Source organism: Telluria sp. ZB4P37, assembly GCF_059685855.1.
This window is the reverse complement of the sequence record NZ_JCASID010000001.1, coordinates 637,667-658,925: the sequence shown is the minus strand read 5'-3', so window position 1 is coordinate 658,925 and position 21,259 is coordinate 637,667. Positions and strand designations below refer to the sequence as shown.

Below are 21,259 nucleotides of genomic sequence, written 5' to 3'. Positions count from 1 at the left end.
AATTCGCCGCAACTATGTCACCAAAGCTTGGCAATAAGACACCATGACCGCTGAAACCAGCCCTGCCCCGCTTCCCGCCTCGCCGCCGTCCGCGCGCACCGTCTTCTTCGTCTCCGACGGCACCGGCATCACTGCCGAGACTTTCGGCCACGCGGTGCTGAGCCAGTTCGAAATGCGTTTCCGGCAGATCCGCCTGCCCTTCATCGATTCGATCGAGAAGGCGCATGAGGCGGCGCGGCGCATCAACGACAGCTTCGAACGCGACGGCCAGCGCCCCATCGTGTTCTCGACCCTGGTCAAGCACGACCTCTCGAGCGTGATCCGCGCAGCCAGGGGCATGCACATGGACCTGTTCCAGACCTTCGTCTCGCCGCTGGAGCAGGAGCTGGGCGTGAAGTCGACGCACACGATCGGGCGCATCCACAATGCGGTGGACACCGAGGAGTACAAGAACCGTATCGAAGCGATCAACTTTTCGCTGGCCCATGACGACGGTCAGTCGCACAAGAACCTGGCCGAGGCCGACGTGATCCTGGTCGGCGTGTCGCGCTCGGGCAAGACCCCGACCAGCCTCTATCTCGCGATGCAGTATGGGCTGAAGGCCGCCAACTATCCCCTGATCCCGGACGACTTCGAGCGCGGCAAGCTGCCGTCCGGGCTGCCGCCGTTCAGATCCAAGCTGTTCGGACTGACGATCACGCCCGAGCGCCTGTCGCAGATCCGAAACGAGCGGCGCGCGGGCAGCAAGTATGCGTCGATCGAGAATTGCCGTTACGAGGTCAACGAGGCGGAAGCGATGATGCGGCGCGAAGGCGTGCGCTGGCTGTCCTCCACCACCAAGTCGATCGAAGAGATCGCCACGACGATCCTGCAGGAGATCAAGCCGGACCGGCGCGAATACTAGACATGATGAAGGTGAGAATGCTGTTGCATTCTTTCAACATCCAGGCTGCCGCTTTGTCGATTCCGTCTGTTAAATAGTTTCCTGGTGGATATTTGTGTCTTTATGCAGGTAGAATTGACGCAAATTTTACGGGGGCAACATGAAGGGCATTGTATTCAACCTGCTTGAAGAAGCGGTCAGCAATGAGTTTGGCGAAGCGACCTGGGACCGTCTGCTGGACGACGCCGGCCTGGATGGCGCCTATACCTCGCTCGGCAGCTATGACGACGCCGAAGTCGTGCGCCTGGTCGAGGTGGCGTCCAAGGCGCTGAACATTCCGCCGCAGGACGTCCTGCGCTGGTTCGGGCGGCGCGCCATGCCGCTGCTGCACGCACGCTATCCCAGCTTCTTCGCCAGCCATACCTCCAGCCGCAGCTTCCTGCTGACCCTCAACAGCCTGATTCATCCGGAAGTGCGCAAGCTGTATCCGGGCGCCGCGCCGCCGGTGTTCGATTTCGACAGGAGCGACAGCAAGACCCTGGTCATCGGCTACAACTCGGCGCGCCGCCTGTGCGCCCTGGCCGAAGGCTTCATGCAGGGCGCGGCCGGGCACTATCACGAGCAGGCCTCGATCCGCCAGTCCGAGTGCATGCACGACGGCGCCGGCAAGTGCGTCTTCCACGTCAGCTTCACGCCGTGAACCCTGTCGTCGCCCCGGCCCTTGACACGGCCACGCCGGACCCCGAGATCGCACGCCTGCAGCGGCGCCTCAAGCGCGAGATCGCCGCGCGCCAGGAAGCCGAAGCTATCGCCGAGCGCGGGCTGCGCGATTTGTTCCAGCGCCAGCAGGAGATCACCCTGCTCGAGCACATCGCGGTGGCGGCCAACGAGGCAGCCAGCGTCGAAGACGCCATGCGTCGCGCGCTCGCAGCGGTGTGCCGCTACACCGAGTGGCCGCTCGGCCACCTGTTGCTGGTGCGCGGGCATGGCGCCGACCAGCCGCTCGACTCGACCCGCATCTGGCATGATGCGAGTACCGGCCAGTTCGACCAGCTGCGTACCTTGAGCGAGGACCTCGCTTTCTCAGCAGGCGTCGGCCTGCCGGGCCGGGTGCTCGACACCGCGGCCGCGGCCTGGGCCAACGTCGGCGCGCCGGACGAATCGGCCTTCCTGCGCATGCCGCTGCTGGCGCAGCTGGGACTGTCCTCGCTGTTCGCCTTCCCGGTCGTGATCGGGAACGAAGTGGTCGCCGTACTCGAATTCTTCAGCCGCGAGCAGCAAGCGCCTGACGACTCGATGCTGCGCCTGATGGCGCAGGTCGGGACTCAGCTCGGACGCGTGATCGAACGGCGCCGCGCGCAGGAACGCCTGCTGCACGACGCCCTGCACGACCCGCTAACGGCGCTGGGCAACCGCAAGCTCTTCCTCGACCGGCTCGAGCACTTCATGGTGCGCGCGCAGCGCATCCCGTCCTACCAGTTCGCCGTGCTGTTCGTCGACCTGGACCGCTTCAAGGCGATCAACGACGGGCTCGGGCACCAGGCCGGCGACCAGGTGATCGTGGCGACCGCGCGCCGGCTGATGGCCTGCCTGCGCCAGAACGACCTGATTTCGCGCGATCCCGAGGGCGACGACGGCCACGTCGTCTCGCGCCTGGGCGGCGACGAGTTCACCATCCTGCTCGATAACATCGGCGGCGCCGCGACCCCGATCCGCGTCGCCGAGCGCCTGCTGCAGGCGCTGGCCGCGCCGCTGCAGGTCGGTCAGCAGCAGGTGTATGTCACGGCCAGTATCGGCATCGCCCTGAGCAGCAGCGGCTACAGCGACGTACAGGTGATGCTGCGCGACGCCGACATCGCGATGTATCACGCCAAGCAGAACGGGCGCGCGCGGTGGATGATGTTCGACCAGACCATGCAGGAAGGCGCGCTGCGGCGCCTCACGCTCGAAGCGGAGCTGCGCCTGGCCCTCGGTGCTGGCGAGCTGTTCCTGCAATACCAGCCGATCGTCTCGCCGCAGGACAACGTGATCCGCGGCTTCGAGGCCCTGCTGCGCTGGCGCCATCCGGTGCTGGGCATGATCTCGCCGGTGGAATTTATCCCGGTGGCCGAAGAGATCGGATTGATTGGCGAAATCGGAGGCTGGGTGCTGGGCGAAGCCTGTCGCGCACTGAGCGTGTGGCAGCAGACCAGCGCCGGCATCCTGAGCATGAGCGTGAACGTTTCGGCGGTGCAGCTCAACGACGGCAAGCTGGTGGAGGTGGTCACGCGCGTACTGCACGAGACCGGCATCGCCGCGGACAGCCTCAAGCTCGAGCTGACGGAAAGCGCCGTGATGGCCGATCCGGAGCATGCGCTGGCGATCTTCAAGCAGCTCAAGTCCCTGGGCGTGCGTTTGAGCCTGGACGACTTCGGCACCGGCTACTCGTCGCTGAGCCACCTGCGCCGCCTGCCGATCGACACCCTGAAGATCGACCGCTCGTTCGTGAGCGCCATGGACACCCACGGCGACAAGCGCCAGATCGCCGAAGTGGTCGTGATGCTGGCACGCTCGATGGGCCTGGACGTCGTGGCCGAAGGCGTCGAAACCAAGGCCGAGGTCAACATCCTGCGCGAAATGGGCAGCGACTTCGTCCAAGGCTATTTCTACTTCCGCCCCCTCGACAAGGAAGCCGTCATCGCAGCGCTGACCCGCCAAAACAATGGCGAGGCCATCCTGCAAACCCCATAACCCCTAATGGGGTCAGAGTTGAATTGTCGAGAAAGATTGCAGGGCTACATAAATCATGTACCCGACCATCTGCCTCCAGCCACAAGAGCAATTGTTCAATAATTAGGGTCAGAGTCGCATTACAGGAAACTTTCGAGAGTTTCCAATTAATTCGACTCTGACCCTCATTAAATTGGGGGTCACGATTGCCATTTTCGGGACATAGCGGCAATAAAGAAATGTGATCAATTGAGCCGACAGAATAATCGCGGCTATAAGCTCAAAACGAGGCAAAAATAACGAGGGTCAGAGTCGAATTACGAACAACTTTCAAAAGTTGTCAAACAATTCGACTCTGACCCCAATTAATTTTTGGATCAAGATATTTTAAGCAATTAGGGTCAGAGTCGAATGACAGGAAATTTTTGTAAGTTTCCCGGAAATTCAACTCTGACCCCAATGGGCTTATTAATTTTTGGATCAAGATATTTTAAGCAATTAGGGTCAGAGTCGAATGACAGGAAATTTTTGTAAGTTTCCCGGAAATTCAACTCTGACCCCAATGGGCTTAGAAGAAGTGGCGCCAGTCTTCGAGCCAGCCGGGGAAGGCGGCGGCTTCCATGGGGTTGGCGATGTGGTAGCCCTGGGCGTAGGTGCAGCCGAGGTTTTGGAGGAAGTCCCAGTCTTGGCGGGTTTCGACGCCTACGGCGACGGACATGCGGTCCAGGCTGTGCGCCAGGCTCAGGCAGGAGCGCAGGACGGTGCCCAGGGGGCGGCGCTTGGAGGCGCCGTCGACAAAGCTGCGGTCGATCTTCAGTTCGGTGAAGGGGATGCGCGCCAGCAGCTGGAGGTTGGAGCTGCCGGTGCCATAGTCGTCGATCGCCAGGCCAAAGCCCATCATGCGCAGGCGCACCAGGCGTTCGATAAAATGCGGGTCGGTGTTCAACACCGAGGACTCGGGCATCTCGAAGGTCAGGTATTCAGGCAAGATGCGGTGGCGGCCGATGCAGGCGGTGATCTGGCGTACGAACGACGGATTGGCCAGGGTCTCGGGCGCGAGGTTGATCGACATCGCGATCGGCAGCCCCTGGTCCTGGAAAGCGCGGCAGTGCTCGGCCGCCATCTCGATCATGCTCCAGTCGAGGAAGTCGACCCGGTTGTTCTGTTCCAGCGCGTCGATGAAGGAGCCGGGGCCCAGCACGCCATGCTCGGGATGGCGCCAGCGCGCGAAGGCTTCCAGGCCTTTTACCTGGCCGGTGGCGAGCTCGATCTTGGGCTGGAAGAAAGGCTCGAACTGGCGCTTTTGCAGGCCGATGCCGATTTCCTGGAAGCTGAAACGGGGGCCGGCGGGCCGCTCGTCCACCTTCACCAGTGGCGTGTAGTTGTCGAGCAGGGGTTTTAACTTGGCCGCGGTGACCGGTTTGGTGATCGATCCGAGCAGCTCGACGCCGTAGGCCTGGGCCAGGGTCTCGACCGAGAACAGCAGGCTCGATGGCTGGGCGCCCGTGACCACCAGGCGCACGCCGCCGCCCATGGTGCCCAGGTTGCGGATCAGCTCCAGGCCGTCCATCCCCGGCAGCGCCAGGTCAACGATCGCGACGTTCACTTGCGGGGTGAAGCCGGCTTCCATGCGCTGCAGCGCCATGTGCCCGTCCGGCACGTCAGTGACGCGGCTCGCGCCCATTTGGCCGAGCAGCTCCACCAGCGTCCTGCGCTGGGCTGCGTCGGCTTCCGCCACCAGGAAATGCAAATGCGCGATGTCCATCTCTACTCCATTGTGTCAACCGCCAGATTACCCTGAAGGTCTAGCCGGCGTCTACGATTGAAGTTGGCGCAGCTGTTCGAAAAAACACACCGCGGCGCAGGCCGCGACGTTCAGCGACTCGACTTTGCCCGCGTGTGGCACCGCCACCCGGTGCGTCGCCAGCGCCAGCAGCTCGCTGGACACGCCCTGCCCTTCATGCCCCAGCACCCAGGCCACAGGCCGGCGCAGGTCGAGCGCGTACAAAGGCTCGCTTGCATAGCCGCTGGTGGCCAGCACCGGCACCTTCGCCTCGCGTACCAGCGGCGCAAGCTCGATGTTCTCGAAGATGTCGAGCACGAAGTGGGCGCCCATGGCCGCGCGCAGCACCTTCGGCGACCAGCAGAAGGCCGTGCCGGGGCTGCAGTACACCTGCCTGATCCCGCTGGCGGCGGCGCTGCGCAGGATCGAGCCGACGTTGCCGGGGTCCTGCACGCCGTCGAGCAGCACCGCGGACTCCAGCAGCTCCGGCGCTTTGGAGGGCACCGGCGACTCGACCACGAACATGAGGTGCACGCCGTTCTCGACCTGGCTGATGGCGCCGAACAGCGCGTCCGGCAATGCGGTGACAGGGGCATGCAGCGCTTCGACGCGCTGGATAATGGCCGCGACTTCCGGATTGGCCAGCGCGTCTTCCGACACCACGCAGTGTTCGGGTGCGCCGCGCAGGTCCAGCCAGCTCTGGCACAGGTGCACGCCGTCGAGCAGGCTGCGACCGGCCTTGCGCCGTGCCTGCGAGCTGGTGGCGAGCGCCTTGAGCTCTTTATAGAACGCGTTGTCGCGCGACGTGATGCTTTTCATGGGAATGCGCTCATACCGCTGCAAACATATCCTGCTGCAGCAGCTCGCGCACCGGCGCGAACGAGCGGCGGTGCACCGGCGACGGGCCGTGCTGGCGCAGGCGCTCCAAGTGCAGCGCCGTGCCGTAGCCCTTGTGCTGGTCGAAGCAGTATTGCGGATACTGCGCGTGCAGCTGCACCAGCAGCGCATCGCGTGCGGTCTTGGCCAGGATCGAGGCCGCCGAGATCGCGTGTACCTTGTCGTCGCCCTCGATGACGGCGTGGGCGCGCACCTCCATCGGCGGGCAACGGTTGCCGTCGATCAGGGCGATGGTCGGCAGGGTCTGCAGCGCTTCGACCGCGCGCCGCATGGCCAGCATGGTCGCGTGCAGGATGTTGAGGCTGTCGATCTCTTCGCAGGAGCATTCGGCGATGGCCCAGGCCAGCGCATGCTGCTTGATCAGCGGGGCCAGCTCGTCGCGGCGCGCCTCGGTCAGCTTCTTGGAGTCGCGCAGACCGTCGATCGGCCGCTTCGGATCGAGGATGACGGCAGCGGCGAACACCGGCCCGGCCAGCGGTCCACGGCCGGCTTCGTCCACGCCGCAGACGATGTCCAGGTCGGTGAACGGACGCAGCCTTGGGGGCAGGCCGGGGTAAAAGTTGACTCTGCTTTTTCTAACTACTTTGCTCATTTCTTCCGTCCGATCACGCGCAGGACTGCCTCCGCACTCGCCTGAGCGCTGTTGCGCAGCAGGCTGTGGTGCATCTCAAGAAAGCGCCGCGCCAGTTGCTCGCGTCCGCTCGGGTCGTCGAGCTGGCGCCAGACCGCATCGGCCAGCGCTTGCGGCGTCGCCGCATGCTGAAGATACTCCGGAACGACGAATTCGCGCGCCAGGATGTTCGGCAGGCCGATCCACGGCTGGTAACCCATGTGCCGCATGATTTCCCACGAGGCGCGCATGACCTTGTAGGCAATCACCATCGGCTTCTTGAACAGCGCGACTTCCAGCGTGGCCGTACCGGAGGCGACCAGCACCGCGTCGGCGGCGGCAATGCAGGCATGCGAGTCGCCGTCGACAAGCCGTACCGGCACGTCCGCCAGCCCGGCCGCGTTAACGATCTCGGTATAGTATGCGCGTTGACGCTCCCCCGCCATCGGCGCGATGAATACCAGGCCAGGGTCGCGCGCCGCCAGCAGCTTGGCCGCAGCCACGAAGGGCTCGGCCAGGTATTTCAGTTCGCCCATCCGGCTGCCCGGCATGATCGTGACCACGCGCACATCCGGGGGAAGAGCGAGCGCTGCACGGGCCGCCGCCACGTCCGGCGCCAGCGGAATCATCTCGGCCAGCGGATGCCCGATATAGGTCACCGGCACGCCCGCCGCGCGATAGATCGCTTCCTCGAAGGGGAAGATCACCAGCATGTGTGAAACCGCGCGCTTGATCTTTTTAATACGCCCACCACGCCAGGCCCAGATCTGCGGGCTGACGAAGTGCACGGTCGGGATCCCGCCGGCCAGCAGCTGCTCTTCCAGCCCGAGGTTGAAGCCCGGATAGTCGGCGCCGATGAAAGCCGCTGGACGCTCGAGCAGAAGACGGTCGCGCAGGCGGTTCTGGATGCCCTTGATCTCGCGGTAGCGCGGGATGACTTCGAACAGCCCGCGCACCGTCAAGGTGTCCATGGGGACGTCCGACACCAGGCCCTGTTCGATCATCTTCGGCCCGCCGATGCCGTGGAAACGCGCACCAGGCAGCTGCGGGCGCAGGCCCGCAATCAGGCGCGCCGCAAGCATGTCGCCGGATACCTCGCCGGCGACCAGGGCCAGCGAAATCTCTTTCAACTGAGCCTCAGCGGACGATGCCACGGGTGGCGGTGCCGAGGAATTCGCGCAGCGCGCGGATCTCGAGAGCCGCCGCCGGCAGTAGCGCTTCCTGCTCCAGCAGCGCGCCCTTGGCTTCTTCCAGCGTCAGGCCCGAGCGGTACAGCAGCTTGTAGGCGGCGCGGATGCCGTCGATCTGCTCGCGCGAGAAACCGCGGCGCTTCAGGCCTTCGATGTTCACGCCGCGCTGGCCGGCCGGGTTACCCGACACCAGCACGAAAGGCGGGACGTCCTGGGTCAGGCTGGTGTACATGCCGATGAAGGCATGCGCGCCGATCTTGCAGAACTGGTGCACGCCGGCGTAGCCCGACAGGATGGCGTGGTCGCCCACGTGCACGTGGCCGGCCAGCTGCGCATTGTTCGAGAAGATCGTGTGGCTGCCGACCTGGCAGTCGTGCGCCAGGTGCACGTAGGCCGAGATCCAGTTGTCGTTGCCCAGGCGGGTGACGCCTTCGTCCTGGGCGGTGCCCAAGTTGAAGGTGACGAACTCGCGGATGGTATTGCCGTCGCCGATCTCCAGGCGGGTCGGCTCGCCCTTCCACTTCTTGTCTTGCGGCGCGGCGCCGATGGAGCCGAACTGGAAGAATTTGTTGTCCTTGCCGATCGTCGTGTGGCCTTCGATGACCACGTGCGGGCCCACCACGGTGCCCGCGTCGATGCGCACGTGCGGGCCGATGATCGAATACGGGCCCACCTCGACCGAGCTATCCAGCTCCGCCTTGGGGTCGACGATCGCGCTCGGGTGAATCGTGCTCATCTTACTGCCCCGCTGCTTCCGGACCCTTCATGGTGGCCTCGGCGGCCCCGCGGATGGTGCACATCAGCTCCCCCTCGACCGCGACCTTGCCGTCCACGGTGGCCACCGCCTTGTACTTCCAGATGCCGCGCGAGACGCGCAGGATCTCGACTTCCATTTTCAGCTGGTCGCCCGGCTCGACCGGACGCTTGAAGCGCGCGTTGTCGATGCCGACGAAGTACACCACCGAATTCTCGTCCGGCTTGACGTCCATGGTCATGAAGGACAGGATCGCGGCGGTCTGCGCCATCGCTTCGATCATCAGGACGCCCGGCATCACCGGCTTGTGCGGGAAGTGGCCATTGAAGAATTCTTCATTGGCGGTGACGTTCTTGATCGCGGTAATGCGCTTGCCCAGTTCCACGTCCAGCACGCGGTCGACCAGCAGCATCGGATAGCGGTGCGGCAGGTATTCCTTGATTTGGGTGATGTCCAGGGTCTTGAGTTCGGAGGTGCTCATTTTTGTTCTGTCAGTGTTTTGATGGTTTTTTCGAGGGCGCGGAGCTTTTCGCGCATCGACGCCAGGTTGCGCACGATGACCGCGCTGCGTTCCCACTCGGCGTTCTTGGCCAGCGGGTAGAAACCGGTGTACTGGCCCGGCTCGAGTACCGAGCGCGAGACCATGCTGCCCGACGAGATGTGGACGTTGTCCCCGATCTCTAGGTGGCCCAGCACCATGGCGGCGCCGCCGAAGGTGCAATGCTTGCCGATCTTCGCGCTGCCCGCCACGCCGACGCAGCCGGCCATGGCCGTATGCGCGCCGATGCGGCAATTATGGCCGATCTGGATCTGGTTATCCAGCTTCACCCCGTTTTCGATCACGGTGTCGGCCAGGGCGCCGCGGTCAATCGTGGTGTTGGCGCCGATGTCGACGTCGTCGCCGATCACCACGCGCCCGGTCTGCGGAATCTTGATGTACACGCCCGCCTCGACCGCGAAGCCGAACCCGTCGGTGCCGATCACGGCGCCCGAATGGATGATGCCGCGCGCGCCAATGCTGCAGCGCGCGTGGAAGGTCACGTTCGGGAACAGCACGGTAGCAGCGCCGATACGTGCTTCGCGGCCGATGAAGCAGCCCGCGCCAATGACAGCGTGGGCGCCGACGACGGCACCGGCTTCGACGGTCGCATGCGGGCCCACGTGGGCGGTCGGGTCAATGGTCGCATCTAGCGAGACCACGGCACTGGCGTCGATGCCCGGGCTGGGCGGCGTGCTCGCCAGCGACTCGAACAGTTGCGCGGTGCGGGCGAAGTAAGCGTAGGGATTGGTGGTGACGATGCGCGCGCCTTCGAAGGTCGCGGCGACCGTCGGGTCGTCCAGCGGCGACAGGATCAGCGCCGCGGCGCCGCTCTGGGCGGCAAGCGCGCGCAGCTTGCTGTTGCTGAGGAAGCTGATGTGGGTGGCGCCGGCGCTGTCGAGCGGCGCGATCGCCGTCACCTCGAGATCGGGGTCGCCCACCAGCTGTCCGCCGAAGCGCTCGACCAGCTCGGCCAGTCGAATGCCCATGTTGTTATGTCGGGTGTCAGTCAAAGTGGTACGTGTCCTTGCTCGTCGGCCGGCTTACTTGTCCAGCAGCTTGAGGATCTTGTCGGTGATGTCGATGCGCGGGCTAGACCAGGCAGCTTCGGCCAGCACGGCGTCCAGGCGCTCGGCCTCGGCCACCTGCTCGATGATCTTGAAGGCGCGGGTTGCGATCGCGGCGCGCTCTTCGTTCTTGCGCTGCATGAGGTCTTCGGTGAACTCGCGCTGCATGCGCTGCACGTCTTTTTCCATGTTGAACAGCTCGCGTGCACGGCGGGTGCGCTCCACGTCGTTCAGGGCGGCCGCCTCGCCGTCGAATTTCTCCGACATCTGCTTCATCTTGGTGACCGTTTCCTCGACCGCCTTCTGGCGCTTGAGGAATTCGGCCTGGATGCGGGCGTCGGCGGTCTTGGCCATCCTGGACTCGGTCATCAGCCGCTCGGTGGCCACGTAGCCGATCCGGCTCGGGGCCGGCTGGACCTGGGCCTGGGCCGCCACCAGGGGCGCCGCGCACAGTGCAGCGATCAGCAGCGTACGGGGCAAGGAGGCTATCAGCGTTTTCAAGATCATTCTCCGCAAATCGGTTGAAGCCGATGGTGTCCGGTCAGAAGCCGGTGCCCATCTGGAACTGGAAGCGCTCGAGGCGGTCGCCCGTCAGCGCGTTCAAAGGTTTAGCATAACTCAACTTCAGCGGGCCGACCGGCGAAATCCAGGACAGGCCGATACCTGCCGAGTAGCGCATCTGGTCGAGGCGGATCTTCGACTGCTCCTGCCAGACCTGGCCGCCGTCGAGGAAGGTGAACCAGCGCAGGCTGCGGTCGGCGCCGCTGCCCGGGAACGGGAACTGCAGCTCCGCGTTCACGATGAGGCGCTTGGAGCCGCCCACGGCGTCGTAGTAGAACGGGTCGACCACGCCCAGCGACGAGCTTTCGTAGCCGCGCACCGAGCCGATGCCGCCGGCGTAGAAGTTCTTGAAGACCGGGTAGTTGCTGCCGCCGATGCCCTTGCCGTAGTCGAGCTCACCGCGCAGCGCGAGCGTCATCCAGCGGGTGACCGGACGCCAGTACTGGTGCTCGTACACCATGCGGTAGTACTTCGAATTGCCCAGTGCATCGATCTCGATGTTGGCGCGCTGGAAGCGGCCGCGTGTCGGCGTCACCGCGCTGTCGCGGGTGTCGCGGCCCCATGCAGCGGTCAGCGGGATGGCATTGGTCTCGGCCTTGCCGATACCGCTGGCAGGACCGCCGTTCTGCGCCACGAAGGTCTGGTAGATCTGCGGCGAGGTCTGGTCGGTCTCGATCTGGGTGCGTTCCAGGCCGGCGCCGAAGTAGACGGTGTCCGATTCCGAGAACGGCACGCCGAAGGTCATGGTGCCGCCGGTCTGGCGCACGGTGTACAGGCCCAGGTTGATCGCCGGCGGACGCGAGGTGCGCAGGTAGAGCTGGAAGGCGCGCGAGATGCCGTCGTCGGTGAAGTACGGGTTGGTCTGCGAGAACGCGATCGTGCGGTTGTACTTGCTGGTATTGAGCTCCAGGCCGATCGTGTTGCCGCTGCCGGCGAAGTTCGCCTGCGAGATCGAAGCGGTGAAGGTGAACTTCTCCGACTGCGAGAACGCGCCGCCGATCATGAAGTTACCGGTCGGTTTTTCTTCGACGATCATGTTGACGTCGACCTGGTCCGAGGTGCCCGGCGACTCCGGCGTCTCGATCTTGACTTCCTTGAAGTAGCCGAGGCGGTCGACGCGGTCGCGCGAGAGCTTGACGCGGTTGGCGTCGTACCACGAGCTCTCGAACTGGCGGAATTCGCGGCGAATCACTTCGTCGCGCGTCACGGTATTGCCCGAGATGTTCATGTGGCGCACGTAGGCGCGCTTGCCCGGATCGATGAAGAAGGTGAAGGCCACTTCGCGCTTGTCGCGGTTGATCTCCGGGTTGCCGGCGACGTTCGCGAAGGCGTAACCGAAGGTGCCGAGACGGTCGGCGATCAGCTTGTTGGTCGCTTCCATCGCTTCGCCCGAATACGTCTTGCCCGGCTGGAGCAGGATCAGCTGCTTGAGCTCTTCCTCGCGGCCGAACATCTCGCCTTCCAGCTTGACGCCGGAGACGGTGTACTGCTCGCCTTCGGTGACGTTGATGGTCAGGTAGATGTCGCGCTTGTCCGGGGTGATCGAGACCTGGGTCGATTCGACGTTCGCTTCCAGGTAACCGCGGTTCAGATAGAACGACTTGATGTTTTCCAGGTCGCCGGTGAGCTTTTGCTTGGAATACTGGTCGGCTTTCGAATACCAGGTCAGCCAGCCCGACTTCGACAGCTGCAGCAACTCCAGCAGCTGCTTGTCCGAGAACTGCTTGTTGCCGACGAAAGTGATGCCCTTGATCTTGGCGACATCGCCTTCATCGACGTTGAACATGATCGTCACGCGGTTGCGTTCGATCGGGGTGACGGTGGTCGTGATCTTCACGCCGTACAGGCCATGCGACAGGTACTGGCGCTTGAGTTCCTGCTCGGCGCGGTCGACCGATGCCTTGTCGAAGATCTTGGTCTCGCCCACGCCGATTTCGCGCAGGGCCTTGACCAGCATGTCTTTTTCGAATTCCTTGGTGCCGGTGAAGTCCACCGACGAGATGGCCGGACGTTCCTCGACCAGCACCACCAGCACGCCGTTTTCTTCTTCCAGGCGGATGTCCTTGAAGAAGCCGGTCGCGTACAGCGCCTTGATGGCGCTGGTGGCCTTGCCGTCGTCGAAGGTCTCGCCCACGCGCACAGGCAGGTAGCTGAACACGGTGCCCGCTTCCGTACGCTGGATACCCTCGACCCGGATGTCCTTTACCACGAACGGGTTAACGGCAAGTGCGTTGCCGGCGCAGAGAGCCAATACGGCTGCGCCAATCATGCTGCGACGGATGAACGGCAGGGCAAAACGATCAGGTTGTGAATTCATTGGCTAATTCTGTGTTCAGTCATTGGACAACGTTGCAAATGTATTTTCCGGCGCGTGGGGCACTGCGTGGTCTGCTGCCAGGACGAGGCCTAGAGCAAGCGCACCAGGTCATTGAAGACGGCGAGCGCCATCAGCACGAACAGCAGGCCCACCCCGAAGCGTTGTGCGAATTCTCCCACTCGCGCAGGCAGGGGGCGCCCGGTCAAAACTTCCAGCGAATAATACAGTAAATGACCACCATCCAGAACCGGAATTGGTAACAAATTCATTACGCCTAAGCTAATACTAATAAATGCAATGAACTGTAAATAAGTGGCCAGGCCAACCCGCGCAGTCTGTCCCGCATAGTCCGCAATCGTGATCGGGCCGGTAACATTCTTCCACGAGGCCTCTCCGGTAATCATCCGGCCTATCATTTTCAGGGTCATGGCGCTGGTCTCCCAGGTGCGCAGGGCGCCCTTGACCACCGCGTCGACCGGGCCTGACGACACCGTCACCAACTCGACCGGTTGCGACAGCAGCACCTTGGCCACACCGCGGCCGCTGGCGGCGTCACGCTCGGGCGTGACCGTGACCGGCACGATGCGCCCGCCGCGCTCGACCTCGAGCGGGACCGCGCGGGAGGCCGAGGCGCGCATCATGTCGGTGAATGCCAGGCCGTCGTCGACCGCCTTGCCGTCGGCACGCACGATCAGGTCGCCCGGCTGCAGGCCGGCGCGCTCCCCTGCCCCTCCCGGCATGACTTTTTCGATCCGCGGCCGCGCGCGCCACAGGTCCAGGCCGAGCGCCTTCATGACGTCGCCCTCGACCTCGAGTTTGGCGATGCTCGCGGCCGGGATCACGGCATGGTAGCCGCCGCCGCCCTGGGCACGCAGCTCGAGGCGGGCGTCGCCCTTGTCGACGGTGGCGTGCACCAGTTGCCAGCGCAATTCGCTCCAGGATGCGACCGGGTTGCCGTTGACGGCGACGACGGTGTCGCCGCCGCGCACGCCGGCCTGCTCGGCTACGGTGCCCTGGGGCGCCGTGCGCAGGCGCGCGGATGGCTCCTCGACGCCGTGCATGAACAGCGCGGCCAGCAGGACGATGGCGACCAGGAAGTTGGCGATCGGGCCGGCGGCCACGATGGCGATGCGGCGCCAGACGCTTTGATGGGTGAATTCGCGGTGCAGTTCCGAATCGTCCTTCGGCGCCGTCTCCGGGTCGCGGCTGTCGAGCATCTTGACGTAGCCGCCCAGCGGCAGCGCGGAAATCGCCCACTCGGTCTGGTCGGGACCGAAACGGCGCGACCAGACCACGCGGCCCATGCCGACCGAAAAGCGCAGCACCTTCACGTTGCACATGCGGGCCACAGCGTAGTGGCCCAGCTCGTGCAGCACGATCAGCGGGCCGAGGGCCAGCACGAAGGCCAGCACTGTATAGATCACGCCCATACCCTTACCCCCGCAGTTGAGCGATGCAGCCGCGCGCGGACTCGCGCGCACGCGCATCCTGCGCCAGCACCGCCTCGATCGACGGCGCCGGGCCGTGCGGCACGGCATCCATCACGCGCGCGATCACGCGGTCGATGTCGCGGAAACCGATTTCGCGGTCGAGGAAGGATTGCACCGCGACTTCATTCGCAGCGTTCAGCAATGCCGGGGCCGTGCCGCCCGCGCGCAGCGCATCGAAAGCCAGTGCCAGGCAAGGGAAACGTTGGAAGTCGGGCTGGTAGAACTGCAGCGCCGCCATCTGCGTCAGGTCGAGCTGGGGCACGCCCGAAGCGATCCGCTCCGGGAAGGCCAGCGCATGCGCGATCGGGGTGCGCATGTCCGGGTTGCCCAGCTGGGCCAGCACCGAGCCGTCCACGTAGGACACCATCGAATGGATCACGCTTTGCGGGTGGATCACGACCTCGATCAAGTCGGCCGGCGCGCCGAACAGCCAGTGGGCCTCGATCACTTCCAGGCCCTTGTTCATCATCGTGGCCGAGTCGACCGAGATCTTGCGGCCCATGACCCAGTTCGGGTGCTTGCAGGCCTCGTCGGGCGTGACGTCGCTTAACGTCTCGACCGCGCGATTCAGGAACGGCCCGCCCGAGGCGGTCAGCAAAATCCTGGCCACGCCGGCCCCGTGCGGGTCACGGGCGTAATCCAGCGGCAGCGACTGGAAGATCGCATTGTGCTCGCTGTCGATCGGCAGCAGCGTCGCCTTGTTTTCACGGACCGCGTCCATGAACAGCTGGCCGGACATGACCAGCGCTTCCTTGTTCGCCAGCAGGATCTTCTTGCCGGCGCGGGCCGCGGCCAGCGCCGGCGCCAGGCCGGCGGCGCCGACGATGGCGGCCATCACGGTATCAACTTCGGCGCACGAGGCGACGTCGCACAGCGCCTGTTCGCCATGTTCGACGATCGTCGGCAGGCCGCCAAGGAGCTGGGCCAGGCGCTGCGCGCTTTCCGCCGTGCCGACCACCGCGCGCGCCGGCTTGAAGCGGCGGCAGGCGTCGGCCAGTTCCTCGACGCGGCCGTGGGCCGTGAGCGCATACACGCTGTACTGCTCGGGATGACGGGCGAGCACGTCGAGGGTCGATGCGCCGATCGAGCCGGTGGCGCCGAGGATGGTGATGCGTTGCATGCTTGTTTCCTTACTAGAGCCAGGCGCCGATCAGGGCCGCCAGTGGCAGGACCGGGACGAGCGCGTCGACGCGGTCCAGCACACCGCCGTGGCCAGGCAGCAGGTTACTGCTGTCCTTCATGCCGGCGCGGCGCTTGAGCTGGGATTCGAACAGGTCGCCGACCACGCTGGCCGCGACGATGAGGATGAGTACCGCGATCAGCGCGCCCCAGCCGAGGCTGGCCTGCACGCGCGCGGCGAAGGTTTGCGCCATCAGGTCGCTGCCCAGCACGATGCTCAGCGTCGCGATGACCAGCACCGCGATACAGCCGCCGATGGCGCCTTCCCACGACTTGCCCGGCGAGATCGACGGCGCCAGCTTGCGCTTGCCGAAGGCCTTGCCGGAGAAGTAGGCGAAGATGTCGGCGACCCAGACGATGGCCATCACGGACAGCAGGTAGAGCGGCGAATACGAGAACAGGGTGACGATCGCGGCGAAGCAGCCGACCACCGCGATGGCATAAACCAGGCTCAGGAAGGTATTACCGGTGCTGTTCAGCGGCGGCAGGCCCAGCTTGAGCGAAGGCGCGAAGCGCAGCGCCCAGACCAGCACGCTAATGGCGAACCAGAAGGTAGTGTCGGTGCTGGGCGAGACGAAGAAGGCGTACACGAAGGCCGCGCTCCAGAAGGCGGCAATGATCGGCGCGCTTTTCGTGCCGGGGTTGAACAGGCGGAAGCACTCCCAGATCGCGGCGCCAAAAAATGCCGAGACCACCACCGCGAAGGCCATGAAGTTGTTGAGGTACAGGACCGGCAGCAAAACTGCCAGCAGCACGAGCGCGGTGAGGATCCGGGTTTTGAGCATCGCTTGTCTTATGTGTTGGTCATTTTAGCGACCTGGTCACCGGTCTGGCCGAAACGGCGCTCGCGGTTCTGGAAGGAGCCGATGGCTTCGTCCAGCGAGCCCTTTGAAAAGTCGGGCCAGAAGGCCTGGGTGAAGTAGAGCTCCGAATAGGCCAGTTGCCACAGCAGGAAGTTGGAGATGCGCTCTTCCCCGCCGGTGCGGATGAAGAGGTCTGGTTCGGGCGCATAGGCCATGGCCAGGTGCGGCGCCAGCATCTCTTCGGTGTATTCCAGCACACCCGGGTTGGCCGCCACCATCTTGCTGGTGGCCTGCATGATGTCCCAGCGCCCGCCGTAGTTGGCGCAGACGCTGACTGTCAGGCGGCTGTTGTTGGCCGTGCGGCGCTCGGCCGCGGCGATCATGTCCTGCAGCTTGGCATCGAAGCGGCTGAGGTCGCCCACGACCTTCAGGCGGATGTTATTGGCGTGCATTTTCGAGACTTCGCGCTCGAGCGCGGTGACGAACAGGCGCATCAGCAGCGAGACTTCTTCCGCCGGGCGGCGCCAGTTTTCCGACGAGAACGCGAACAGGGTCAGGTATTCGACGCCGCGTTCGACGCAGGCCTCGACGACGCCGCGGACCGCCTCCACGCCCTTGACGTGGCCGGCCACGCGCGGCAGCAGGCGTTTGGTCGCCCAGCGGCCATTGCCGTCCATGATGATGGCGATGTGGCGCGGCACGGCGAGCGCTTCGGGTACGGCTGTGGTCGAACTTTTGAACATTGGTGCATCCAGCAGGGCTGAGGGCGGCTGGCTGAACCAGGGCCGCCGCAGCCGGTCTTAAAAGGGACTCGGACCGGCCGCAGCAAATGCCGGGGCCGGTCCGCCTTGGCGCTCGCGCGCCAGGTGTTACACGGTCATGATGTCTTTTTCTTTGTCCGCCAGCAGCTTGTCGATCTCGGCAACGAACTTGTCGGTCAGCTTCTGGATTTCGTCGGAGGAGCGGCGCTCGTCGTCTTCCGACGCGGCCTTGTCCTTGACCAGCTTTTTCACTGCTTCGTTGGCGTCGCGGCGGATGTTGCGCACGGCGATCTTGGCATCTTCGCCTTCGTTCTTGGTCAGCTTGACCATTTCCTTGCGGCGCTCTTCGGTCAGCGGCGGGGTCGGCACGCGGATCATCTCGCCCTGCGACGACGGATTCAGGCCCAGGTCGGAGTCGCGGATCGCACGTTCGATGGCAGCGGCCATCTTCTTTTCGAAAGGCTGCACGCCGATGGTGCGGGCATCGATCAGGGTCAGGTTGGCGACCTGCGAGATCTGGGTCGGCGAACCGTAATAGTCGACCATCACGGAGTCGAGGATGCCGGCGTGGGCGCGGCCGGTACGGACCTTGGCCAGGTTGGCACGCAGGGTCTCGATGGACTTGGCCATGCGCTCCTGGGCGTTTTTCTTCACATCAGCTAAGGACATGCTGCTCTCCTGTTTTTCTTTGATTCAAAAGGTTCAACTACATTCAAACTTACATTCAGACGTGTACCAGTGTACCTTCGTCTTCACCCATCACCACGCGCAGCAGCGCGCCCGGCTTGACGATCGAGAAGACCTTGATCGGCAGCTTCTGGTCGCGGCACAGGGCGAACGCGGTGGCGTCCATCACCTGCAGGTGCTTGGAGATCGCTTCGTCGAAGGTGATCGACTCGTAGCGAGTCGCGTGCGGGTCCTTGTTCGGATCGGCGCTGTAGACGCCATCGACTTTGGTTGCCTTGAGCACGATCTCGGCCGAGATTTCCGCGCCGCGCAGCGCGGCGGCGGTATCGGTGGTGAAGAACGGGTTTCCGGTGCCGGCGGCGAAGACGACGACCTTGCCTTCTTCGAGGTATTGCAGGGCTTTCGGACGGACGTAAGGCTCGACCACCTGCTCGATGGCGATGGCCGACATCACGCGCGCGGTGATGCCCACATGGCGCATCGCGTCGGCCAGGGCCAGCGCGTTCATGACGGTGGCCAGCATGCCCATGTAGTCCGCGGTGGCGCGGTCCATGCCCTGGGCGCCCGGTGCAACGCCGCGGAAGATGTTGCCGCCGCCGATCACGACCGCCACTTCCACGCCCAGCTTCGCCACTTCCGCCACGTCGGCCACCATGCGGTCGATGGTCGCGCGGTTGATGCCGAACTGGTCGTCACCCATCAGCGCTTCGCCAGACAGTTTGAGGAGGACTCGTTTGTAGGCTGGTTTTGTCATGATGAAGCGGCTCCTATGTTGTATTCGTATTCGGGTCTGACCGGCGCTGGTTTGCCGGTCTCATCTGTGTGCGACAGATGGGTGCGGGTAGTGCGGCTGCGTGAAGCGCCTCGGAATTGCATCGAACTTGGGTTCCCGCGAAGGCGGGAACCCAATTTTGCACGAACAGCCACGAATGCTTGCGCACACAAAACCACTCACCCTGCAAAAACGGGCCTTACGGCCCGCTGTTGATTACTGCTTGTTGGCAGCCATCTGTGCTGCGACTTCAGCTGCGAAGTCGTCTACCTTCTTCTCGATGCCTTCGCCGACGACGTACATCGTGAACGATTTCACGGTGGCGCCTGCGGCCTTGAGCATCTGCTCGATCGACTGCTTGTCGTTCTTGACGAACGCCTGGTTCAGCAGCGAGACTTCTTTCAGGTACTTCTGCACCGAACCGTCGATACGCTTGGCGACGATCTCGGCCGATTGTGGCTGCTTGCCTTCGGCGACGGCCTTGTCGGCGTCTTCCTGGGCTTTCAGCTGAGCAACCGAGCGCTCTTTCTCGATCATTTCAGCAGGAACCTGGTCCGACGACAGCGACACTGGCTTCATGGCGGCGATGTGCATGGCCACGTCCTTGCCGACCTGCTCGTCCGCGCCTTCGAAGTCGACCATCACGCCGATGCGGGTACCGTGCAGGTACGAGGCCAGCTTGCCGGTGGTTTCGAAACGCTGGAAACGGCGAACGGTCATATTCTCGCCGATTTTACCGATCAGTGCCGTACGCACGTCGTCGAAGGTCTTGCCTTCGTGCGGGATCGCTGCCAGGGCGGCGACGTCGGCCGGATTCTGCTCGGCGACCAGGCGCGCGGCCAGGTTGACCATGGCCAGGAATTCTTCGTTCTTGGCGACGAAGTCGGTTTCGCTGTTGACTTCGACCAGCGCGCCGACGTTGCCGGAGATGTAAGTGGCGACCACGCCTTCGGCGGTCACGCGAGCGGCTGCCTTCGATGCCTTGCCGCCCAGCTTGACGCGCAGGATCTCTTCTGCACGGCCCATGTCGCCTTCGGCCTCGGTCAGTGCCTTCTTGCATTCCATCATCGGCGCGTCGGTTTTCGCGCGCAGTTCACCCACCATCGCTGCAGTAATTGCTGCCATGTTGTTTTCTCCTAATTTGATGTAGAAAGTGCGGTCGTCCGGAGGACAGCCACACGATGTTTGATTGCTGAATCTTGTGCTTAAAAAAAGGGGGGCTCGTGCCACGGCTCGGCGCCCCCTTCGATCTCACGGCAGGACTGGCCTGCCGCTCAATTATGCTTGCTCGGAAACTTCGACGAATTCGTCGCCGCCGGCAGCCTTGACCATCTCGGCAACTTCGTTGGTCGCGTTGGCGCGGCCTTCCAGGATCGCATCGGCGACGCCGCGTGCGTACAGGGCGATGGCCTTCGACGAGTCGTCGTTACCAGGGATCACGTGGGTGACGCCTTCTGGCGAGTGGTTGGTATCGACCACGCCGATGACCGGAATGCCCAGCTTGCCGGCTTCGGTGATGGCGCCCTTGTGGTAGCCGACGTCGACGACGAAGATCGCGTCAGGAACGCCGCCCATGTCCTTGATGCCGCCGATCGATTTTTGCAGCTTGATCATCTCGCGCTGGAACATCAGGCCTTCTTTTTTCGACAGGTTCTCGACCGAGCCGTCTGCGATCTGGGCTTCCATGTCTTTCAGGCGCTTGATCGAGGTCTTGATGGTCTTGAAGTTGGTCAGCATGCCGCCGAGCCAACGCTGGTCGACGTAAGGCACACCGGCGCGCTGGGCTTCAGCGGCGATGAGGTCACGCGCCTGGCGCTTGGTGCCGACCATCAGGATGGTGCCGCGGTTGGCCGAGATCTGCTTGATGGTCTTCATCGCATCCTGGTACATCGCCATGGTCTTTTCCAGGTTGATGATGTGGATTTTGTTGCGATGACCGAAGATGAACGGCGCCATCTTTGGGTTCCAGAAACGGGTCTGGTGGCCGAAGTGAATACCGGCTTCCAGCATTTCGCGCATAGTAACGGACATGAATTTCTCCAGGGTTAAGTCTTGAATGTGGCCAGTCACCGTTTAGGCACCCTTTGTCGGCCACACTCGCGATTTCATTTTAAAAGATGTTTTTTACAACATTGCTCGATGCGAATACGAGCAACCCGAGATTCTAGCGGGATTTGGCCGGCATATCAAGCTTTCCGTAGGGCGGCGGGGAACCTCAGGCCAATGGCCTGAGTCACGAATGCCCCCGCGGTCAACCG

The 21,259-nt window shown here is 63.8% G+C and carries 20 protein-coding genes; 3 read left to right on the top strand and 17 right to left on the bottom strand.

Annotation, left to right across the window (positions count from 1 at the left end; all coding sequences use genetic code 11):
• Positions 1-43: 43 nt before the first annotated feature.
• The 3 genes from ppsR (at position 44) to AC56K1_RS03205 (ending at position 3,613) form a co-directional block, all read left to right on the top strand.
• A complete protein-coding gene (ppsR, locus tag AC56K1_RS03215; RefSeq protein WP_497156385.1) occupies positions 44-904 on the top strand; it encodes a posphoenolpyruvate synthetase regulatory kinase/phosphorylase PpsR in 861 nt (286 codons plus the stop codon).
• 139 nt (positions 905-1,043) lie between these two features.
• Positions 1,044-1,583 carry a heme NO-binding domain-containing protein gene (locus AC56K1_RS03210; protein WP_497156384.1) on the top strand — a complete coding sequence of 180 codons (540 nt, stop codon included), beginning with the start codon at positions 1,044-1,046 and terminating at the stop codon, positions 1,581-1,583.
• The gene (locus tag AC56K1_RS03205; protein ID WP_497156383.1) at positions 1,580-3,613 is read left to right on the top strand and encodes a putative bifunctional diguanylate cyclase/phosphodiesterase; all 2,034 of its coding nucleotides are present in this window, start codon (positions 1,580-1,582) and stop codon (positions 3,611-3,613) included. The genes AC56K1_RS03210 and AC56K1_RS03205 overlap by 4 nt, the downstream gene beginning before the upstream one ends.
• 547 nt (positions 3,614-4,160) lie before the next feature.
• Here AC56K1_RS03205 and AC56K1_RS03200 read toward each other — a convergent pair.
• The 17 genes from AC56K1_RS03200 to rpsB all read right to left on the bottom strand — a co-directional run bounded on the left by AC56K1_RS03200 (position 4,161) and on the right by rpsB (position 21,032).
• Positions 4,161-5,357, bottom strand: coding sequence for an EAL domain-containing response regulator (locus AC56K1_RS03200; RefSeq protein ID WP_497156382.1), 1,197 nt, complete (start codon positions 5,355-5,357; stop codon positions 4,161-4,163).
• Between the two features lie 51 nt (positions 5,358-5,408).
• On the bottom strand, positions 5,409-6,194 hold the full coding sequence (locus tag AC56K1_RS03195) for a TrmH family RNA methyltransferase (protein ID WP_497156381.1): 786 nt from the start codon (positions 6,192-6,194) through the stop codon (positions 5,409-5,411).
• A gap of 10 nt (positions 6,195-6,204) precedes the next feature.
• On the bottom strand, positions 6,205-6,864 hold the full coding sequence (rnhB, locus tag AC56K1_RS03190) for a ribonuclease HII (RefSeq protein ID WP_497156380.1): 660 nt from the start codon (positions 6,862-6,864) through the stop codon (positions 6,205-6,207).
• Positions 6,861-8,036, bottom strand: coding sequence for a lipid-A-disaccharide synthase (gene lpxB, locus AC56K1_RS03185; protein ID WP_497156379.1), 1,176 nt, complete (start codon positions 8,034-8,036; stop codon positions 6,861-6,863). Before lpxB ends, rnhB begins: the two co-directional genes overlap by 4 nt.
• Positions 8,020-8,808, bottom strand: a complete 789-nt coding sequence (gene lpxA / locus AC56K1_RS03180) for an acyl-ACP--UDP-N-acetylglucosamine O-acyltransferase (RefSeq protein ID WP_497156378.1) — start codon at positions 8,806-8,808, stop codon at positions 8,020-8,022. Before lpxA ends, lpxB begins: the two co-directional genes overlap by 17 nt.
• Before the next feature lies 1 nt (position 8,809).
• Positions 8,810-9,307, bottom strand: coding sequence for a 3-hydroxyacyl-ACP dehydratase FabZ (fabZ, locus tag AC56K1_RS03175; RefSeq protein ID WP_497156377.1), 498 nt, complete (start codon positions 9,305-9,307; stop codon positions 8,810-8,812).
• Positions 9,304-10,353, bottom strand: a complete 1,050-nt coding sequence (gene lpxD / locus AC56K1_RS03170) for a UDP-3-O-(3-hydroxymyristoyl)glucosamine N-acyltransferase (protein ID WP_497156376.1) — start codon at positions 10,351-10,353, stop codon at positions 9,304-9,306. Before lpxD ends, fabZ begins: the two co-directional genes overlap by 4 nt.
• 54 nt (positions 10,354-10,407) lie before the next feature.
• Complete coding sequence (locus AC56K1_RS03165) at positions 10,408-10,938, bottom strand: OmpH/Skp family outer membrane protein (RefSeq protein WP_497156375.1); 531 nt, start codon at positions 10,936-10,938, stop codon at positions 10,408-10,410.
• 34 nt (positions 10,939-10,972) lie between these two features.
• Positions 10,973-13,309 (bottom strand): outer membrane protein assembly factor BamA, encoded by a 2,337-nt coding sequence (bamA, locus tag AC56K1_RS03160; protein WP_497156374.1) that lies wholly within the window; start codon positions 13,307-13,309, stop codon positions 10,973-10,975.
• Positions 13,310-13,398: 89 nt separating this feature from the next.
• The gene (gene rseP, locus AC56K1_RS03155) at positions 13,399-14,739 is read right to left on the bottom strand and encodes an RIP metalloprotease RseP (RefSeq protein ID WP_497156373.1); all 1,341 of its coding nucleotides are present in this window, start codon (positions 14,737-14,739) and stop codon (positions 13,399-13,401) included.
• A gap of 4 nt (positions 14,740-14,743) precedes the next feature.
• Positions 14,744-15,919 carry a 1-deoxy-D-xylulose-5-phosphate reductoisomerase gene (gene ispC / locus AC56K1_RS03150; RefSeq protein ID WP_497156372.1) on the bottom strand — a complete coding sequence of 392 codons (1,176 nt, stop codon included), beginning with the start codon at positions 15,917-15,919 and terminating at the stop codon, positions 14,744-14,746.
• Between the two features lie 13 nt (positions 15,920-15,932).
• Positions 15,933-16,763 carry a phosphatidate cytidylyltransferase gene (locus tag AC56K1_RS03145; protein ID WP_497156371.1) on the bottom strand — a complete coding sequence of 277 codons (831 nt, stop codon included), beginning with the start codon at positions 16,761-16,763 and terminating at the stop codon, positions 15,933-15,935.
• Positions 16,764-16,771: 8 nt separating this feature from the next.
• A complete protein-coding gene (gene uppS, locus AC56K1_RS03140) occupies positions 16,772-17,524 on the bottom strand; it encodes a polyprenyl diphosphate synthase (RefSeq protein WP_497156370.1) in 753 nt (250 codons plus the stop codon).
• Positions 17,525-17,650: 126 nt separating this feature from the next.
• Positions 17,651-18,211: a ribosome recycling factor gene (frr, locus tag AC56K1_RS03135; protein ID WP_489872991.1), complete on the bottom strand. Its 561-nt coding sequence runs from the start codon at positions 18,209-18,211 to the stop codon at positions 17,651-17,653.
• A gap of 55 nt (positions 18,212-18,266) precedes the next feature.
• Entirely contained in the window at positions 18,267-18,983 is a 717-nt protein-coding gene (gene pyrH, locus AC56K1_RS03130; RefSeq protein WP_171080541.1) for a UMP kinase, read from the bottom strand.
• 234 nt (positions 18,984-19,217) lie between these two features.
• Positions 19,218-20,126, bottom strand: coding sequence for a translation elongation factor Ts (gene tsf / locus AC56K1_RS03125; protein ID WP_497156369.1), 909 nt, complete (start codon positions 20,124-20,126; stop codon positions 19,218-19,220).
• Between the two features lie 153 nt (positions 20,127-20,279).
• A complete protein-coding gene (gene rpsB, locus AC56K1_RS03120) occupies positions 20,280-21,032 on the bottom strand; it encodes a 30S ribosomal protein S2 (RefSeq protein ID WP_497156368.1) in 753 nt (250 codons plus the stop codon).
• Between the last annotated feature and the right edge of the window lie 227 nt (positions 21,033-21,259).

Excerpts from the sequence above, each read along its gene's own strand:
- ppsR (WP_497156385.1), top strand. The coding sequence starts at position 44 with ATGACCGCTGAAACCAGCCCTGCCCCGCTTCCCGCCTCGCCGCCGTCC.
- AC56K1_RS03210 (WP_497156384.1), top strand. The coding sequence starts at position 1,044 with ATGAAGGGCATTGTATTCAACCTGCTTGAAGAAGCGGTCAGCAATGAG.
- AC56K1_RS03200 (WP_497156382.1), bottom strand. The coding sequence starts at position 5,357 with ATGGACATCGCGCATTTGCATTTCCTGGTGGCGGAAGCCGACGCAGCC.
- AC56K1_RS03195 (WP_497156381.1), bottom strand. The coding sequence starts at position 6,194 with ATGAAAAGCATCACGTCGCGCGACAACGCGTTCTATAAAGAGCTCAAG.
- rnhB (WP_497156380.1), bottom strand. The coding sequence starts at position 6,864 with ATGAGCAAAGTAGTTAGAAAAAGCAGAGTCAACTTTTACCCCGGCCTG.
- lpxA (WP_497156378.1), bottom strand. The coding sequence starts at position 8,808 with ATGAGCACGATTCACCCGAGCGCGATCGTCGACCCCAAGGCGGAGCTG.
- fabZ (WP_497156377.1), bottom strand. The coding sequence starts at position 9,307 with ATGAGCACCTCCGAACTCAAGACCCTGGACATCACCCAAATCAAGGAA.
- lpxD (WP_497156376.1), bottom strand. The coding sequence starts at position 10,353 with ATGGGCATTCGACTGGCCGAGCTGGTCGAGCGCTTCGGCGGACAGCTG.
- AC56K1_RS03165 (WP_497156375.1), bottom strand. The coding sequence starts at position 10,938 with ATGATCTTGAAAACGCTGATAGCCTCCTTGCCCCGTACGCTGCTGATC.
- bamA (WP_497156374.1), bottom strand. The coding sequence starts at position 13,309 with ATGAATTCACAACCTGATCGTTTTGCCCTGCCGTTCATCCGTCGCAGC.
- rseP (WP_497156373.1), bottom strand. The coding sequence starts at position 14,739 with ATGGGCGTGATCTATACAGTGCTGGCCTTCGTGCTGGCCCTCGGCCCG.
- ispC (WP_497156372.1), bottom strand. The coding sequence starts at position 15,919 with ATGCAACGCATCACCATCCTCGGCGCCACCGGCTCGATCGGCGCATCG.
- AC56K1_RS03145 (WP_497156371.1), bottom strand. The coding sequence starts at position 16,763 with ATGCTCAAAACCCGGATCCTCACCGCGCTCGTGCTGCTGGCAGTTTTG.
- uppS (WP_497156370.1), bottom strand. The coding sequence starts at position 17,524 with ATGTTCAAAAGTTCGACCACAGCCGTACCCGAAGCGCTCGCCGTGCCG.
- frr (WP_489872991.1), bottom strand. The coding sequence starts at position 18,211 with ATGTCCTTAGCTGATGTGAAGAAAAACGCCCAGGAGCGCATGGCCAAG.
- pyrH (WP_171080541.1), bottom strand. The coding sequence starts at position 18,983 with ATGACAAAACCAGCCTACAAACGAGTCCTCCTCAAACTGTCTGGCGAA.
- tsf (WP_497156369.1), bottom strand. The coding sequence starts at position 20,126 with ATGGCAGCAATTACTGCAGCGATGGTGGGTGAACTGCGCGCGAAAACC.
- rpsB (WP_497156368.1), bottom strand. The coding sequence starts at position 21,032 with ATGTCCGTTACTATGCGCGAAATGCTGGAAGCCGGTATTCACTTCGGC.